Below are 16212 nucleotides of genomic sequence, written 5' to 3' on the forward strand. Positions count from 1 at the left end.
TGATCCACCATCGCTTTTATGATTTGGCGGGGTGGAAGGCAACCCCGATTTCCGATGCCGGCAAAAAGCGGTTCCGTAGCGTAAGCCTGGGGTCCGATCCTTGCGTGAAAAGGCTTGGTTAACCTTCTCTGGATACCAATCGTTAATCGAGTTCGCGGCCTGATCGGCATTTTCGACGACACGAGCCGGCGCCTGGCGCCAAACCGGGAGCGACTGGAAGAGAGATGGGACTGGCGGACTTCACAGACAAGGGATGTCTTGTTGGCGGACGGCTTTTCCGTGCGTTCTGTCTGCTGATGCTGGTTGCGGTTTCCCAGTTCTTTTCCCCTGCCAATGCCGCCGACGCACCGCTCGTCGCCAAGGGCTACAAGATGGCCGGCGATGCCACCAAGATGCGCATCGTCATGGATTTCGATCGCGAGCCTGACATCAAATGGTTCCTGTTGCGCGGCCCCAACCGCCTTGTCATTGATCTGCCGAACACCCGATTTGCCGTCGATGCCAAGGATTTGAAGCCGCGCGGCCTGGTCAAGGGCGTGCGGCTCGGCGAAATTGGCGAGGGCGTCTCGCGAGTGATCCTGACCGGCAAGGGACCGTTCGCTGTCGACAAGCTCGATGTGCTCAAGAACGAGGACGGAACCGGCTACCGCATTGCCATCGACATGTCGGCGGCGTCCGAACGCGAGTTTGACGCCGCTCTCGCCAATCAGGCGCTGACCACCGGTTCCACGGTTTCGACCGACAAGGGCGGCCGGGTCGGCACGGGACCTGTCTCCAATCCGGGCCACCGCTTCACGGTCGTCATCGATCCCGGCCATGGCGGCATAGACGGCGGCGCCGAGGGCCTGCACGGCACCATCGAGAAGAACATTACTCTGGCCTTTGCCACGGAGCTGCGCGACAAGCTCGCGGCCATCGGCAAATACGATGTCTTCATGACCCGTGATACCGATGAATATCTGCGCCTCGACGACCGCGTCCGCATTGCCCGCCAGCATGAGGCCGATCTGCTGATTTCGATCCATGCCGACACGATCAGCGTCAAGGGCATCCGCGGCGCCACTGTCTATACGGTTTCCGACAAGGCGTCCGACCCGGAAGCACAGGCGCTTGCCGACCGAGAAAACCTGTCCGACCAGTTCGCTGGCATGGTCATCAAGGACGACAACAAGGAGGTGACCGATATCCTCATCGACCTGATTCGCCGTGAGACGCACACCTTCTCGATGAGTTTTGCCCACACATTGGTCGGTCAGCTCTCGACCAGTGTCGGGCTTATCAACAATCCGCAGCGTTCGGCCGGGTTCAGGGTGTTGAAGGCCCCGGACGTTCCGTCCGTGCTGGTCGAGCTCGGCTATCTCTCCAACGCCAAGGACGAGGCACAGTTGCTCGACGCCGAATGGCGCGGCAAGGCAGCGCAAAGCATCACCAACGCCGTCGCATTGTTTGCTTCCGCGCACGCCGGGGCCAGAACCGGAGGTTGACATGCTTCGCGGCACCCGCAACCGGAGGCGTCGTTGCGGGATGACAACACCCGGTGCTTTTATTTCCGGCTCGCAGCCGCGAAACGCGGCCCTGCCGTATTTTGTCCACATGGTGGCGACATGGGTTTTCGATTGCGGATTGGGACCGGCTCGAAAGCTTGCGTGGAAGGCGGCTTCGTTTAGGAAATTCCCGAACCAAGGACTGGAGCGGGTATGATTCGTCTCATTGGCTATTTCTTCGGCATCGGCACGACGCTGGCCCTTCTGGTCGCGGCGGGCGTTGCGATTTACATCAGCCATGTAACGAAGGACCTGCCCGACTACGAGGTTCTGGCCAAGTACGAGCCGCCGGTGACCACCCGTATCCATGCCTCGGACGGTTCGCTGATGGCGGAGTATGCACGAGAACGGCGCCTGTATTTGCCGATCCAGGCCATCCCCGACCGCGTCAAGGCGGCCTTCCTGTCCGCGGAGGACAAGAACTTCTACAGCCACCCTGGTGTGGACATAACCGGGTTGGGCAGAGCGGCGATCACTTACGTGTCGGGTGGCCCCATGCAGGGTGGCTCGACGATCACTCAACAGGTTGCCAAGAACTTCCTGCTCACCAACGAGCGCTCCCTGGAACGCAAGGTCAAGGAAGCCATCCTTTCGTTCCGCATCGAACAGGCCTATTCCAAGGATCGTATCCTTGAGCTTTATCTCAATGAGATTTTCTTCGGCTTCAACGCCTATGGTGTCGCCGGTGCGGCACTGACCTACTTCGATAAATCGGTGAACGAGCTGACCGTGGCCGAGGCCGCTTACCTGGCATCGCTCCCGAAAGGTCCGGCCAACTACAATCCCTTCAAGCACGCCGATCGGGCGATTGAACGGCGAAACTGGGTGATCGGCCAGATGGTCGAAAACGGCTACGTGACTCCCGAAGAGGGCGCGAAGGCGAAGGCCGAGCCGCTTGGCGTTGCTCCACGCCGCACCGGCTCTTATCTTTTCGCCGGCGAGTATTTCACGGAAGAGGTTCGTCGGCAGATCATTGCCCGCTACGGCGAGAACGCGCTCTACGAGGGCGGGCTGTCGATCCGCACCACTCTTGACCCGAAGGTCCAGCTCATTGCCCGCAAGGCGATGCAGAATGGATTGATAAAATACGACACCCTGCGCGGTTATCGCGGGCCGGTGAAGACGATCGACGTCTCCGGCGACTGGGGTGTGCCGTTGGGTGCCGTCAAGGGACTCGAAGACGTTCCCGAGTGGTCGCTGGCCGTCGTGCTCGACAGCTCAGCGTCAGGGCTGTCGATCGGCCTGCAGCCGGCACGCCAGGCCTCGGGCGATATCGTGAAGGAACGCGTCGAAGGCACCGTCAGCAAGGACGACATGAGTTTTGCCATGCGCCATGTGGTCGGCGGCAAGACAGTCAAGGCCAAGTCGCCGGCCGAGGTGCTGAAGCCGGGCGACGTCATCTTCGTCCAGAAGAACGACGGCTCCGACAACGCCTACAGCTTGCGTCAGGTCCCCGCGGTGGAAGGCGGCATGATCGTCATGGATCCGCACACCGGCCGCGTGCTGGCCATGGTCGGCGGGTTTTCTTATTCGCAGTCGGAATTCAACCGCGCCACCCAGGCGATGCGCCAGCCGGGCTCCTCGTTCAAGCCGATCGTCTATTCCGCCGCGCTCGACAATGGCTATACCCCGGCCTCGGTGATTATGGACGGACCGATCACCATCCAGAGCGGCAACACCACCTGGACCCCGAAGAACTATGACGGCACGGTCGCCGGCCCGGCAACGCTGCGTTCGGGCATTGAAAAGTCGCGCAACCTCATGACGGTGCGGCTTGCCAATGACATGGGCATGAAGCTGGTGGTCGAATATGCCGAGCGCTTCGGTGTCTATGATCATCTGGCGCCATATCTGCCGATGGCCCTGGGCTCCGGCGAGACGACCGTCATGCGCATGGTTTCGGCCTATTCGATCATGGCCAATGGCGGCAAGTCGATCAAACCGTCACTGATCGACCGTATTCAGGATCGCTACGGCAAGACGGTGTTCAAGCAGGACGAGCGTGGCTGCGAAGGCTGCAACGCGACTGAGTGGAAGAATCAGCCGGAGCCGGAACTTGTCGACAATTCCGAGCAGGTGCTCGATCCGATGACCGCCTACCAGATCACCTCGATGATGGAAGGCGTCGTCCAGCGCGGCACCGGTGCCACCGTCGGCGAGCTTGGCCGCCACATCGCCGGCAAGACCGGCACCACCAACGACGAGAAGGACGCCTGGTTCATCGGCTACACGCCGAACCTCGTGGTTGGTCTCTACATGGGTTACGACACGCCGCGCGGCCTTGGCCATGGCGCCACCGGCGGCGGTCTTGCCGCCCCGATCTTCAAGGATTTCATGCGCGTTGCGCTGGACGGCACGCCCAATGTCGACTTCAAGGTGCCTGACGGCATGAATCTGATCGCCATCAACCGCAAGACCGGCATGCGCGCCTCCTCGGGCGATCCGGGCACCATCATCGAGGCCTTCAAGCCAGGCACCGGCCCCGCCGACAGCTACTGGGTGATCGGCATGGGCGCGGACGGCTCCAATGCCTCCGGCGGCGCACTGTCGCCGCAGGCCAACCAGGCCATCCAGGACGGCGGCGGCGGCCTTTACTGAGGGCGCATCCGCCCAGATGGGTCGGCCTCGGGGCTGGCCCATTTCGCTTTACACATGGCGGCACCGTCCCTATGTATCGCGCCGACCGAAGCGTCATTCAGCAACAGGACAACATATCAGGCCATGCGCGCGGAAACGCAGAATATTGTCGACGAGATCAGGCAGGCGATCACCCTGCTGAGGAGGCATCTTTGACTGGGATCAGGCCATAAAGCGGCTTGAATACCTGAACGTGCGGGCCGAGGATTCCAGCCTCTGGAACGAACCGCTGGAGGCGCAGAAGCTGATGCGCGAACGCCAGGGCCTGGAAGAAGGCATCGCGGCGGTCAAGGGCCTGACCCAGGCGCTGGAAGACAATATCGGCCTGATCGAGCTCGGCGAGGAAGAGGGCGACGAGAGCGTCGTCGCCGAGGCCGAAGCCGCGATTCGCTCGATGCAGGGCGAGGCCAAGGCCCGCCAGGTCGAGACTTTGCTCTCGGGCGAGGCCGACGCCAACGACACCTATCTCGAAATCCATGCCGGCGCCGGCGGCACCGAAAGCCAGGACTGGGCCTCGATGCTGTTGCGCATGTACACGCGCTGGGCCGAGCGCCGCCGGTTCAAGGTCGAGGTGCTGGAAGTGCATGACGGTGAAGAAGCCGGCATCAAGTCCGCCACCTTGCTGATCAAGGGGCACAATGCCTACGGCTGGTTAAAGACGGAATCAGGTGTCCATCGCCTCGTGCGCATTTCGCCCTATGACAGCAATGCGCGCCGTCACACGTCCTTCTCCAGCGTCTGGGTCTATCCTGTCGTCGACGACAGGATAGAGATCGACGTCTCCGAATCCGACGTGCGCATCGATACCTATCGCTCGTCCGGCTCGGGTGGCCAGCACGTCAACACCACCGATTCGGCCGTGCGCATCACCCACATCGCCACCGGCATCGCGGTCGCCTGCCAGGCCGAACGCTCGCAGCACAAGAACAAGGCGAAGGCCTGGGAAATGCTGCGCTCGCGCCTTTACGAGGAAGAGCTGAAGAAGCGCGAAGCGGTCGCCAACGCCACCGAGGCCTCGAAGAGCGACATCGGCTGGGGGCATCAGATCCGTTCCTATGTGCTGCAGCCCTATCAGTTGGTGAAGGATCTGCGCACCGGCGTCGAAAGCACCAGCCCGTCGAGCGTACTCGATGGCGACCTCGACGATTTCATGGAAGCCTCGCTGTCGCAACGCATCGAGGGCGGTGCGGGTGAGACGGTGGCCGACCTGGATTAGGCTGACGGGGAACCAACCGGCCTGAATCTCGTTAGCGGTGGCAGTTTGGTATGCGCGTGCGTCCATATTCCGGACGCGGCGGCTTCTTGCGCCGACCAAGGAATCAGCCCAGCATCCAAATGCTGGGAGACAAAAAGCATTTATGGCCGGACGCGGCATATCTGCGACCTGATGATCCGGCCACTGGGAAGGACACGTTCCGGGAACGGGCAGGCGAAATGCCTGACGCTCGAAAGGAACGTCCATGTCTGCTGCCACACCCAGATCGGCCCGAGCCGTTCACCCGGCCGGCCGACTTATGTTTTCTCTGTTCGCCACCGGCGTGATTGCCATGTTCGCGCCGGTCGCCTTTGCTCATGACGCCAAACCTACGGCGGCAAAGCCGCAGGGTTGGAGCTATCCATTCGCCTGCTGCGCCAACTATGACTGCCGTGCTACGCATACCGGCGAGGTGCTGGAGAAACCTGAGGGCTACGTGATCGCCGGCACCGGCGAGGTCGTTCCGATGACAGACAAGCGCATCAAGGACAGCCCCGACGGCGAGTTTCACTGGTGCGCTCATCAGGCCGGTCTCGATGCCGGCAAGACGATATGCCTGTTCGTGCCGCCACGCTCTTTTTGATGCTGCACCGGCGGTTGAATTGCTTCGGTACAAAAGCCTGCTGACGGATAGTTGTCAGGATCGCTTCTTTATGATGCCTTGCCACTTGGGCGGCGGACTGTGGAGAGGTGATGCTCATGGCCATCAAGGGAAGCTGTCACTGTAAGGCGACGATATTCGAGGTGTCGGAGGCGCCACGTACGGTGACGCAATGCACCTGTTCGTTCTGCTCGAAACGCGGCTCGCTCTGGGCCTACTACACCCCATCGCAGTTCAGGCTCATCACACCGCTGGGGAATGTTTCCTTCTATCAATGGGGCTCGAAGACCGTAAAGCATGGGTTTTGCGCCACCTGCGGCTGCGGCACCTTCACCGAAACCCCGGACTGGTCGACCGGCGAGCCGGATTTCGACAATCCGAAGATCAGCGTCAACTCGCGGCTGTTCGATGATTTCGATCTCGACAAGGTCGAAGTGGTGGTCATCGACGGCAAGAATCTCTGGTAGCCCGTCAAGACGCTTCGTTGCCCAGCGGGCCTGGGAAAACCCGCGACGGCCACTTTCCCCATTCCGCTTTTCGCCGTAATTCATGGTACAAGTCGATCGAAGGGCTGATTTGGCGCCGCGAAAAGGCGCGACTTGGAGAGGGACCATCTATGAAGAAGACAGTGCTCGCCGTTGTGGCGACGGCTTTGCTCGTTACCGCGTGCACCACCACCGATCCGTATACGGGTGACCAGAAGATTTCCAACACGGCCGCGGGCGCCGGCCTTGGCGCTCTGGCAGGCGCCAGTCTCGGTCTGCTTGCCGGCGGCAATGACCGTCGCAACGCGCTGATCGGCGCCGGCATCGGCGCGCTGGCCGGTGGTGCGATCGGCGCCACCATGGACCAGAACGAGGCGGAACTGCGCCGGCAACTCCAGGGCACCGGCGTCAGCGTCACCCGCAGCGGCGACCAGATCATCCTCAACATGCCGTCGGACATCACCTTCAATGTCGATCAGGATGCGGTGAAGCCGGGCTTCTATCCGGTGCTGAATTCGGTCGCGCTGGTGCTGAAGAAGTTCAAGCAGACCACGGTTGACGTCTTCGGCCATACCGATTCGACCGGTGGCGATCAGCACAATTTCGATCTGTCGCAGCGCCGTGCGCTGGCGGTCGCCAACTATCTCTCCGGCCAGGGCGTCGACCAGCGCCGTTTCGCCGTCACCGGCTTCGGCAAGACGCGGCCGATCGCCTCCAACGCGACAGCCGCCGGCCGCGAGCAGAACCGGCGCGTCGAGATCCAGCTTTCGCCGCTCACCTGAGCAGAAGTGCATGCAACGCGAAAACGGCCCCGCAAGGGGCCGTTTTTACGTGGTTTTCCAGAAGATTAGCGAGATCGGCGCGGTCAGACCTTGGCGACGATACGCATGAAGGCCGGCATGTCGTCGCCGAAGCCAACAGTGGTGTCGTTGTCTTCTTGGCGGTGCCGGGCAGGGCGGTTGCCGTCGCGCTGTGGCCTTGTATCGCCCCGTTCCGGCGCGCGATCCGAAGAGGGCTTGCGCTCGGTGTTTTCGGTACGGATCGCATCCTTGCGCGCGCGCCGTTCGGCAATGTCCGATGTCTCGGCCACATCGGGCTGGTCATGCGGCTGAGCAGCCACGGCCGACGCATCTTCCCCGCCGTGTCTGGCGCGACGCTCGCCAGCCTTCTTGCGCTCGCCACTGTCCTTGCGGTCATGGACCTTGCGGTCCTCATCCTTGCGGCCGGCACGGCGCGGAGCGCCCTTGCCACGGCGCGGAGCATCGTCCTCGCCTTCGCTGGCGACCACCGTCGACAGATCGCCGTCATGCCACTCGATCTTGGTGCCGATCAGCCGCTCGATGGCGTCGATATACTTGGTGTCGGACTTGGTCGCGATGGTGAAGGACTTGCCCGAGCGCCCGGCGCGGCCGGTGCGGCCGATACGGTGGACATAGTCCTCGGCGTGGATCGGTACGTCGTAGTTGAAGACATGGCTGACATCGGGAATGTCGAGCCCGCGCGCGGCGACGTCCGAGGCGACGAGATAGCGTAGCTTGCCGTCACGGAAATTGGCCAGCATCTGCATGCGGGCGCGCTGATCCATGTCGCCATGCAGCGCACCGGCGTCGAAATCATATTTCAGCAGCGAGCGGAACAGCTCCGAAACCTCGATCTTGCGGTTGCAGAAGATGATCGCGTTCTTCAGCTCCGCGTCCTCGGCTTTGATCAGGTTGCGCAGCGTTTCACGCTTGTCCCAGGGCTTCGAGCCCGATTTGACCAGCCGCTGGACGATGTTGGTGGCCGCCGACGCGGCCTTGGAGACCTCGACGCGCACCGGCGCGTGCAGGAATTTTTCCGTCAGCTTGGTGATCTCTGGCGGCATGGTGGCCGAGAAGAACAGTGTCTGTCGGGTGAACGGAATCATCTCGCAGATACGTTCGATGTCGGGAATGAAGCCCATGTCGAGCATGCGGTCGGCCTCGTCGATGACGAGGATCTCGACGCCGTTGAGCAGCAATCTGCCGCGCTCGCGGTGGTCGAGCAGGCGGCCCGGCGTCGCGATCAGCACGTCGGCGCCGCGCTCCAGTTTCTTGTCCTGCTCGTCGAACGACACGCCGCCGATCAGCAGCGCGATGTTGAGCTTGTGGTTCTTGCCGTATTTGACGAAGTTTTCTTCGACCTGCGCGGCGAGCTCACGCGTCGGCTCCAGGATCAGCGTGCGCGGCATGCGGGCGCGTGCGCGGCCCTTTTCCAGCCGGGTCAACATCGGCAGCACGAAGGAGGCGGTCTTGCCGGTGCCGGTCTGGGCAATGCCCAGTACGTCCTTGCCGAGCAAGGCGTGCGGGATCGCGCCAGCCTGGATCGGGGTCGGCTGGGTGTAGCCGGCATCGGTAACTGCGGAAAGCACCTTCGCCGACAGGCCAAGGTCTGAAAAGGTCAACGCTTCTTGAGCGATCGTGGTGTCTGAGGACAAGTGTTGCTGTCTTTGGCTGGTTTGGGGGAGCGCAACGCTGTTCGTCGCGGCAAGCGCCACGCGCCTGCAAGATTGGTATTGCGAATAGGCGCAAGTCCGCGATTTGTCAACAGAAACGGGCAGCATTGGCGCGATTGTGAAGTTGTAACCTTAATCGCGATGCTTAATCCTGCCGCTTGTCCCTGTGCCGGCTCAGTAACGGAACTGTTCGGCCAGGATGCGTTCGTTCCAGGAGTGATTGGGATCGAACAGCAAAGTCGCGGTGGCCGTCGGCGATTCCCGCACCGTGACCGAGGTTACCGCCTTGACCTCCGTGTGGTCGGCGGCTGCGTTCACCGGCCGCTTTTCCGGCTCCAGAATGTCGAAGCGCACGGTTGCCTTGTTGGAAAGCAATGCACCGCGCCAGCGTCGCGGGCGGAACGGGCTGACCGGAGTGAGAGCCAGAAGCGGCGCGTCGAGCGGCAGGATCGGGCCGTGCGCGGAAAGATTGTACGCGGTCGATCCGGCCGGTGTAGCGATCATGACGCCGTCGCAATTCAATTCCTCGAGCCGTATCTGGTCATCGACGCTGATGCGGATCTTGGCCGTCTGATAGGATTGGCGCCACAGCGCGACTTCGTTGATCGCCAGCGCGGTGACGTGTTCGCCATCCGAGGTGGTTGCCAGCATCTCCAGCGGACGGATCGTTTCGGCGACCGCGGCCGCGATGCGCTCGGTGAGCCCTCCGGACCGGTACTCGTTCATCAGGAAGCCGATGGTGCCACGGTTCATGCCGTAGACTTTCTTTCCCGTACCCATCGTATCGCGCAAGGTCTGCAGCAGGAAGCCGTCGCCGCCCAGGGCCACCACAACCGCGGCCTCCGCGACCGAACACTGACCATAACGCGCCGACAGACTTTCCAGCGCCGCCTTGGCGTCTGCTGTGTCGGACGAGACAAAGGCGATGCTGTTGGCGGCTGTGCTCATGGCTTCCCGATCGCGACAGATTGGCGCCGGCAGGTTCTGGCCGCGCCAGCGCCGGGGTAGCATGGGGCGGGCGGGTCTGCAAAGAGAGCCTCTGCCAGTGCACGACGCGACGCGGCAGTGCCGCCGCACGCGCCGGTCGCGGTTGATGTCGTGGCGCGATCGAATGTGATGGTTAAGGCCGGGCTTAAGCCCTCGTAAAGCCGGATCGATCATGTTAGCCGGCATGGGTGGCGTGGGGCACCCGCAGCATCGCCTTATCCTTCGGGACGCAAAGGACGCTGCGGCACGGTAGATTTGCGTGCGGATCCTGATGCCAGGGGTCACCGCGCCAGCCAGACGAGGCCGACATGTTGCCGGTAGCACGCCTGATCATTGTCTTTGTCATGTTGGGAAGTTTCGCGCTTGTCTTCGCCGAACTGGTGCGCCGGTCGGAGGAAATGAGCGCTAGGCCCTTGCCCACGGCGTCACGCTGCGGTGATGCCGCCGGCATGCCTTGCCCGCAAAGGGCGCTATAGCCGCGTCATCCCGGGGCGACCGATCACCGGCTGGTGCAAGGCAAATTTGATGGTTGCAATTGCGGCATCGATAAAAGCACTGATAGAAAGGCTTCGGGTCCGAAAATCTGACCCCGTTCCCCCGCCTCTGGGAAACGAGCCGTGCGCCGAGTTGACCGGCCGAATTCTGGAGTGTCAGGCGCATGCCGCGCAACGTGTTGGTTTCCGGGGGATGCGGCTTCATCGGCTCCCATCTTGTCGATCGCCTGCTGCGGCGCAAGGATCTGGGATCGCTTGTCGTCGTGGACAATCTGTGGACCGGATTGCGCGACAACATTGCCCATGTCGCCGACCCACGCTTCAGCCTGCGGATTGGCGATGCCGAAAGCTTCACGGCGAGTGGGCATTTCGATGAGATCATCCATCTCGCGTCACCGGCTTCGCCCGTATGGTACATGCGCGAGCCGGCCCGCACGATCAAAGCCAATATAGGTGGCGCGCTCAATCTTCTGTCGTTGCTGAAGCCCGGCGGCCGCTTCTGCTTCGCCTCGACCTCGGAAGTCTATGGAGATCCCCTGGTGTCGCCGCAGCCGGAGAGCTACCGGGGATCGGTTGACTGCACCGGGCCACGGGCATCCTACGACGAGAGCAAGCGCTGCACCGAAGCGCTGCTGTTCGAACAGCAGCGCGTCAGCGGGCTCGATGTCCGCGTCGTCAGGCTGTTCAACACCTATGGGCCGCGAACGCGCATCGATGACGGCCGCGCCGTTTCGAATTTTGTCGGCCAGGCCCTGACGACCGGAGTCCTGACCGTTTACGGCGACGGCTCCCAGTCACGCAGCTGGGGTTATGTCGACGATATCGTGGAAGGGGTGGAGCGCTTCTTCTGGCGCGACAGCATCTCGCACCGCGGTCCCCTGAACATCGGCAACAATCGCGAGGTCTCGGTTATCGAAACCGCGAAATTCGTCTGCTCGCTTGTTCCCGGCAGCCGTATCGAACATCACGCGCCTGTCCCGCAGGATCCGACGAACCGGTGCCCAGACCTGACCCTGGCAAGGCAGGTTCTTCCCGGATGGGAAGCAAAAACCGGCTATCAGGAAGGGATCCGGCGCACTTTCGAATGGTTCGGGCAACGGATTGCTGCCGGCGGCATAGTAGCGGCAACGGCCTGAAAACCAGAGATTCGCGGCTTCAGGCCCTGTCCGTCATGGCGACCGTGAAACGGAATCGACCCGACCGGCGAAATAGGGCTCGATCACGGTTTCGAAGGCCTTGAGGGCGGCGCTGATCGCCTGGTGCATGTCGAGATAGCGGTAGGTCCCCAACCGTCCCCCGAGATGCAGGTTTTTCTCGGCTAGCGCCCGGTCGAGATAACGGCGATAGACCGCCTGATCCTTGCGCGTGTCGATCGGATAATAAGGCTCGTCGGCACGGCCGGCAAAACGGGAATACTCGCGGCCGATGAGCGTCTTGTCACTCTTGTGCTGGCGCTCCGGGTTGAAATGGCGGAATTCGACCACGCGGGTGTAGGGCACGGCTTCGTCTGCGTAATTCATGATCGCCGTGCCCTGATGGTCCGGCGTATTCATGACCTCCAGGTCGATATCGATGGTTCTCCAGCCGAGTTCGCCCTCGCTATAATCGAAATAGCGGTCGATCGGGCCGGTGTAGACGACCGGCAGATCTTTGCGCAACTGGGGCTTGATATCGAAGAAGTCGACGCCAAGCCGCGTTTCGATAAGCTCCCGCGCAAGCATCTTTTCGAAGATCGCGGTATAGCCATCCGCCGGCTGGCCCTGGAAGCGGTCGTTGAAGTAGCCGTCCTCGAACGTGTAGCGGACCGGCAGACGCGTGATGATCTGCGCCGGCAGCTCGCGCGGGTCCGTCTGCCATTGCTTTGCGGTATAGCCCTTGATGAAGGCCTCGTAGAGGGGTCTGCCGACGAGGGAGATCGCCTTCTCCTCGAGATTGGCCGGGTGGCGATCGCCCAGTTCCGTCGCCTGCTCGGCGATCATGCCGCGCGCCTCGCCGGGGCTCAGCCTTTTGCCGAAGAACTGGCAGATCGTGGCAAGGTTGATCGGCAGCGGATAGACCTTGTCGCGATAGGTCGAGAAGGCGCGATGGCGATAGGCCGTGAAACCGGTGAAGGCACGCAGATAGTTCCAGACCTCATCGTTGGATGTATGGAACAGATGCGGTCCGTAGCGGTGAATCTCGACGCCGGTGACAGGATCTTGTTCGGTGTAGGCATTGCCGCCAATATGCCGGCGCCGGTCGATCACCAGCACGCGCCGGCCAAGCTGCGTGGCGATGCGCTCGGCGAGCGTCGCACCGTAAAAGCCCGCGCCGACGATGAGGATGTCAGCTTCGGCGAGCAGGTCCTCGTCCATTCCTGGGTCTGCCGTCCTCATGATTCGAGCACGATCTGTGAAATCTCCAACGGCTTGGACCATTGCCGGCGCAGAAGGCGCCACAACAGTTTCTTCAGCCGGAACGCCTGGCGAAAGTCTCCTCGATCGGCAAGATAGTCGGCGACCATGCGCAGGCCGATCATGAGACGCGACCGCCAGCGCCGGCCCTTGCGGTCGACGGCTCCGTAGGACAAGGGAAAGAACTCGCTGAAACCATATTGCAACGCCAGTTGGCGGTATTCCGCATCGGCCGTCCGACCGGACTTGAGCATTGCAGTCGCCAGATGAATTCCCACCGGCCGCGTATGACGAACAGGCAAGGCGTCAAAAACAGCTGATCTTCCAAGATTCTGCGCGGCAAGCCTCGTCCATAGGAAGTCGAGGCCAAAGCCGCTCATGGATTTTTTGAACAGGGGCAGCATCTTGGCTGCGACGTCCGCTCGCATGCAGGGAGCCATGATCTCGATCTTGTCGACCAGGCGAAATTCGAAGCTCTTGCAGCGAAGAAATGGCAGGTGGGAAAAATAGCTGTCCAGCGTCAGGGCGGGCTGGGCAATGTGGAGGTCGAGCCGGCGCATCTTGACGAACATCGCCTCGATGGTTGCGCGGTCTGCTTCCAGGTCATCGTCGGGGAACCAGATATACTGGTAGCGATCAAGCAGGTCCGGCCGCTGGTCGAGCAGAGCATGGATGCCATCCCATTTGCCGCCTTTGTAGTCGACTCTGTTTTCATACGGCTGCAGAAATGACGACGGGTCGGTTCCGTAGTAGCTGACGATCAGGTCGAATTCGCATTCGGACACGTCCGCTCCCCATCCGCGATGGAGAGAATTGTCTCCAGCCCTGACGATGACGAGATTTCGGCGGGTACTCGTCGAGGACTTGGTTTCGGTGTCCATTCATGGGTCCAGTTCTGTCGTGGCGAGCCCCCTATACCAAACCCGAATGAAAGCGAAGAGCCAGACATCCGACGAATTGATGGTTCACACTTGATACTCCCGCACTTGTGCTTGCCAATCTAGATTCGCCGCCCGATCGATTCTAGGCTCGGCACGGAACCATTGCAGGCGGGACTCTCATGAAGCTGATTGTTGTGACCCCGGCCGGCCGCGAGAAATATCTTCGCCTGCTCAGCCATCATGTCCTGAAAAGCCCAGAGGTGCATGAATGGCACCTGTGGGACAATTGCCGCAACGAAGCCGACCGCGCCTATCTCCAGCGATTGGCGGCCAGCGATCATCGCTGCCAGATCAAGGCGCTTCCGGGCGCCGACGGCAGCATCGGTGTCATCGGCGGGTTTTTCCGCTTCTGTGACGACGCCGACGCTCTCTATCTGCGTCTCGACGACGACGTGGTTTTTCTGGAGGAAGGCTTCCTTCCCAGATTCAAGGCGCGGGCGATGGCGGAAAAGGGTTCGGCCCTCTGGTATGCGCCGCTCATCATCAACAATGCGGTCTGCAACACCTTGATCAAGAATTTTTCCAGGGTGCTGATCGACGGGCCACTCACCTGTCAGGCGATGTGTCCATATTCCTGGGCGCACGCAAGCTTTCCAGCGGCGCTTCATCCGGTCTTCATCGAGGCTGTCCGGACGAACCGGCTGGGTGATTTCCGCGTTCCCGACCGGGAGGTCAGGCTGGGGCGTTTCTCGATCAACGCGATCGGTTTTTTCGGATCGGAAGTGCTGGACCTCGGTGAACTGTTCTATCCGCCGGGAAGCGACGAGGAGGAATGGCTGTCAGTGACCTTGCCGGCGAAGCTCGATCGTCCAGGCAAGGTTTTCGGCGATCTGGTCGCCGCGCATTTCAGCTTTTACACACAGGAGCAGCGCCTGCTGCAAACCGCCATCCTTGACGATTATTACGCGCTCGCCGGCCTGCCTGCTCCTGTCTACGAGAAGCCGGTTGTCAAAGCGCGATTGAAGGACCGACTGAGGCCGTGGCGGAAGAAGCGGAAGGATCACGCGCCTGAATATAGGGTTTCCCTTCCTGCCGATAGGAATGGCGACTGAAGGCTGGAGCTTTCCTTTGCTTTCCACCCAGGTCGAATGTCAGGCAATTGCCGGGCAACACCAGTGCTGTCGAAAAGATATTGACTGTATAGTTAGTTATAATCTAGCTTCGAAAGCGAACACCGAGTTGGTCAGCTGGCGTCAGCCGGTGAATGGCCGCGAAGAGGGGAATTTTCCTGAACGCCGTTCGGCCCGTTGCAGGGGCGGAAGGCTCAGGCTTGTTCATCAGCAGGAATGGACCTGAGGCGGCGACGCCGCCGGTCCCAACAATGGGAGCAACTCGCATGAACTGGAAACTGACCGCCGCGGCCGTCGGGCTGTCGATGTTCGCAGCAACGGGCGTTGCCCGCGCCGACGGCGAACTCAACATCTACAACTGGGGCAACTACACCAGTCCGGACCTCATCAAGAAGTTCGAGGAGACCTACAAGATCAAGGTCACCGTGACCGACTACGACTCCAACGACACCGCCTTGGCCAAGGTTCGCCAGGGCGCTTCCGGCTATGACATCGTCGTGCCTTCCGCCAGCGTGGTGCCGATCTGGATCAGCGAGGGCCTGCTGCTTGAAACCGACCCCAACACGATGGAGAATTTCAAGAATGTCGATCCCAGATGGGTCGACGTGCCCTTCGATCCGGGCCGTAAATACACCGTTCCCTGGCAGTGGGGCACGACAGGCATTTCGGTGAACAAGTCGGTCTATTCAGGCGACCCGAACACGTCTGCGCTCTTCCTCGACCCGCCGGCCGAGCTTGTCGGCAAGATCAATGTCGTACCCGAAATGGGGGACATCATGTTTCTCGCCATTGCCTATGAAGGCGGCCAGTACTGCACCAACGATATGCAGGTGCTGAAGAAAGTGCATGACAAGCTGGTCGAGGCGAAGGCGAAATGGCTTTCGCTCGACTACGCGGCCGTCGATGGCCTGGGCAGGGGTGACATCGCCGCCGGCGTCAATTGGAACGGCATATCGCTGCGCGAGCGCCTGCAGAACGACAAGATCGTCTACGGTTACCCAAAGGAAGGTTTTCCGATCTGGATGGACAATGTCGCCGTCCTCAAGGACGCCAGGAACGTCGAGAACGCCAAGCTTTTCCAGAATTTCATCATGGACCCGAAGAACGCAGCGATGATCTCGGCTTTCGCCCGCTACTCGAACGGGATCAAGGGCTCGGAAGCCTTCATGCCCGAGGACATGAAGAACGCGCCGGAGGTGAACATCCCGGCCGAATTCGCCGCCAAGGGCCAGTTCATGCCGGCCTGCCCGGCGGATGTGCAGGCGCTTTACACGAAGATCTGGACCGACCTCCAGAAGTAGCGCCACCAGCCGGACCCGACAAAAAGCACCG

The 16212-nt window shown here is 61.4% G+C and carries 13 protein-coding genes; 9 read left to right on the plus strand and 4 right to left on the minus strand.

Annotated elements, in window-relative coordinates; genetic code table 11:
• Nucleotides 1-224 precede the first annotated feature (224 nt).
• The 6 genes from LB556_RS00290 (at nucleotide 225) to LB556_RS00315 (ending at nucleotide 7304) form a co-directional block, all read left to right on the plus strand.
• Complete coding sequence (locus LB556_RS00290; protein ID WP_224562057.1) at nucleotides 225-1484, plus strand: N-acetylmuramoyl-L-alanine amidase; 1260 nt, start codon at nucleotides 225-227, stop codon at nucleotides 1482-1484.
• A 213-nt stretch (nucleotides 1485-1697) separates the two neighbouring features.
• Entirely contained in the window at nucleotides 1698-4142 is a 2445-nt protein-coding gene (locus tag LB556_RS00295; protein ID WP_224562059.1) for a penicillin-binding protein 1A, read from the plus strand.
• Nucleotides 4143-4265: 123 nt separating this feature from the next.
• Nucleotides 4266-5397 (plus strand): peptide chain release factor 2 gene (gene prfB, locus LB556_RS00300; protein ID WP_224562060.1). Its coding sequence is split into 2 segments (ribosomal slippage): nucleotides 4266-4331 and nucleotides 4333-5397, totalling 1131 coding nucleotides; the frame shifts between segments, so codons are not numbered across the junction.
• A gap of 244 nt (nucleotides 5398-5641) precedes the next feature.
• The gene (locus LB556_RS00305; RefSeq protein ID WP_224562062.1) at nucleotides 5642-6019 is read left to right on the plus strand and encodes a hypothetical protein; all 378 of its coding nucleotides are present in this window, start codon (nucleotides 5642-5644) and stop codon (nucleotides 6017-6019) included.
• A 116-nt stretch (nucleotides 6020-6135) separates the two neighbouring features.
• Complete coding sequence (locus tag LB556_RS00310) at nucleotides 6136-6504, plus strand: GFA family protein (protein WP_224563792.1); 369 nt, start codon at nucleotides 6136-6138, stop codon at nucleotides 6502-6504.
• Between the two features lie 149 nt (nucleotides 6505-6653).
• Entirely contained in the window at nucleotides 6654-7304 is a 651-nt protein-coding gene (locus LB556_RS00315; protein ID WP_224562063.1) for an OmpA family protein, read from the plus strand.
• 83 nt (nucleotides 7305-7387) lie between these two features.
• Here LB556_RS00315 and LB556_RS00320 read toward each other — a convergent pair whose 3' ends face one another.
• Nucleotides 7388-8977, minus strand: a complete 1590-nt coding sequence (locus tag LB556_RS00320) for a DEAD/DEAH box helicase (RefSeq protein WP_224562064.1) — start codon at nucleotides 8975-8977, stop codon at nucleotides 7388-7390.
• A gap of 192 nt (nucleotides 8978-9169) precedes the next feature.
• Complete coding sequence (locus LB556_RS00325) at nucleotides 9170-9943, minus strand: NAD kinase (RefSeq protein WP_224562065.1); 774 nt, start codon at nucleotides 9941-9943, stop codon at nucleotides 9170-9172.
• Nucleotides 9944-10640: 697 nt separating this feature from the next.
• Between LB556_RS00325 and LB556_RS00330 the strand changes: the two genes are divergently transcribed.
• A complete protein-coding gene (locus LB556_RS00330) occupies nucleotides 10641-11612 on the plus strand; it encodes an NAD-dependent epimerase/dehydratase family protein (RefSeq protein ID WP_224562066.1) in 972 nt (323 codons plus the stop codon).
• Nucleotides 11613-11645: 33 nt separating this feature from the next.
• Here LB556_RS00330 and glf read toward each other — a convergent pair whose 3' ends face one another.
• Nucleotides 11646-12830 (minus strand): UDP-galactopyranose mutase, encoded by a 1185-nt coding sequence (glf, locus tag LB556_RS00335; RefSeq protein WP_224562067.1) that lies wholly within the window; start codon nucleotides 12828-12830, stop codon nucleotides 11646-11648.
• A gap of 17 nt (nucleotides 12831-12847) precedes the next feature.
• The gene (locus tag LB556_RS00340) at nucleotides 12848-13750 is read right to left on the minus strand and encodes a hypothetical protein (protein WP_224562068.1); all 903 of its coding nucleotides are present in this window, start codon (nucleotides 13748-13750) and stop codon (nucleotides 12848-12850) included.
• 179 nt (nucleotides 13751-13929) lie between these two features.
• Between LB556_RS00340 and LB556_RS00345 the strand changes: the two genes are divergently transcribed.
• A complete protein-coding gene (locus LB556_RS00345; protein WP_224562069.1) occupies nucleotides 13930-14862 on the plus strand; it encodes a hypothetical protein in 933 nt (310 codons plus the stop codon).
• A 284-nt stretch (nucleotides 14863-15146) separates the two neighbouring features.
• Nucleotides 15147-16181 (plus strand): extracellular solute-binding protein, encoded by a 1035-nt coding sequence (locus LB556_RS00350; protein WP_224562070.1) that lies wholly within the window; start codon nucleotides 15147-15149, stop codon nucleotides 16179-16181.
• Nucleotides 16182-16212 lie beyond the last annotated feature (31 nt).

This window comes from Mesorhizobium sp. ES1-4 (assembly GCF_020164745.1).
Lineage (GTDB): Bacteria > Pseudomonadota > Alphaproteobacteria > Rhizobiales > Rhizobiaceae > Mesorhizobium.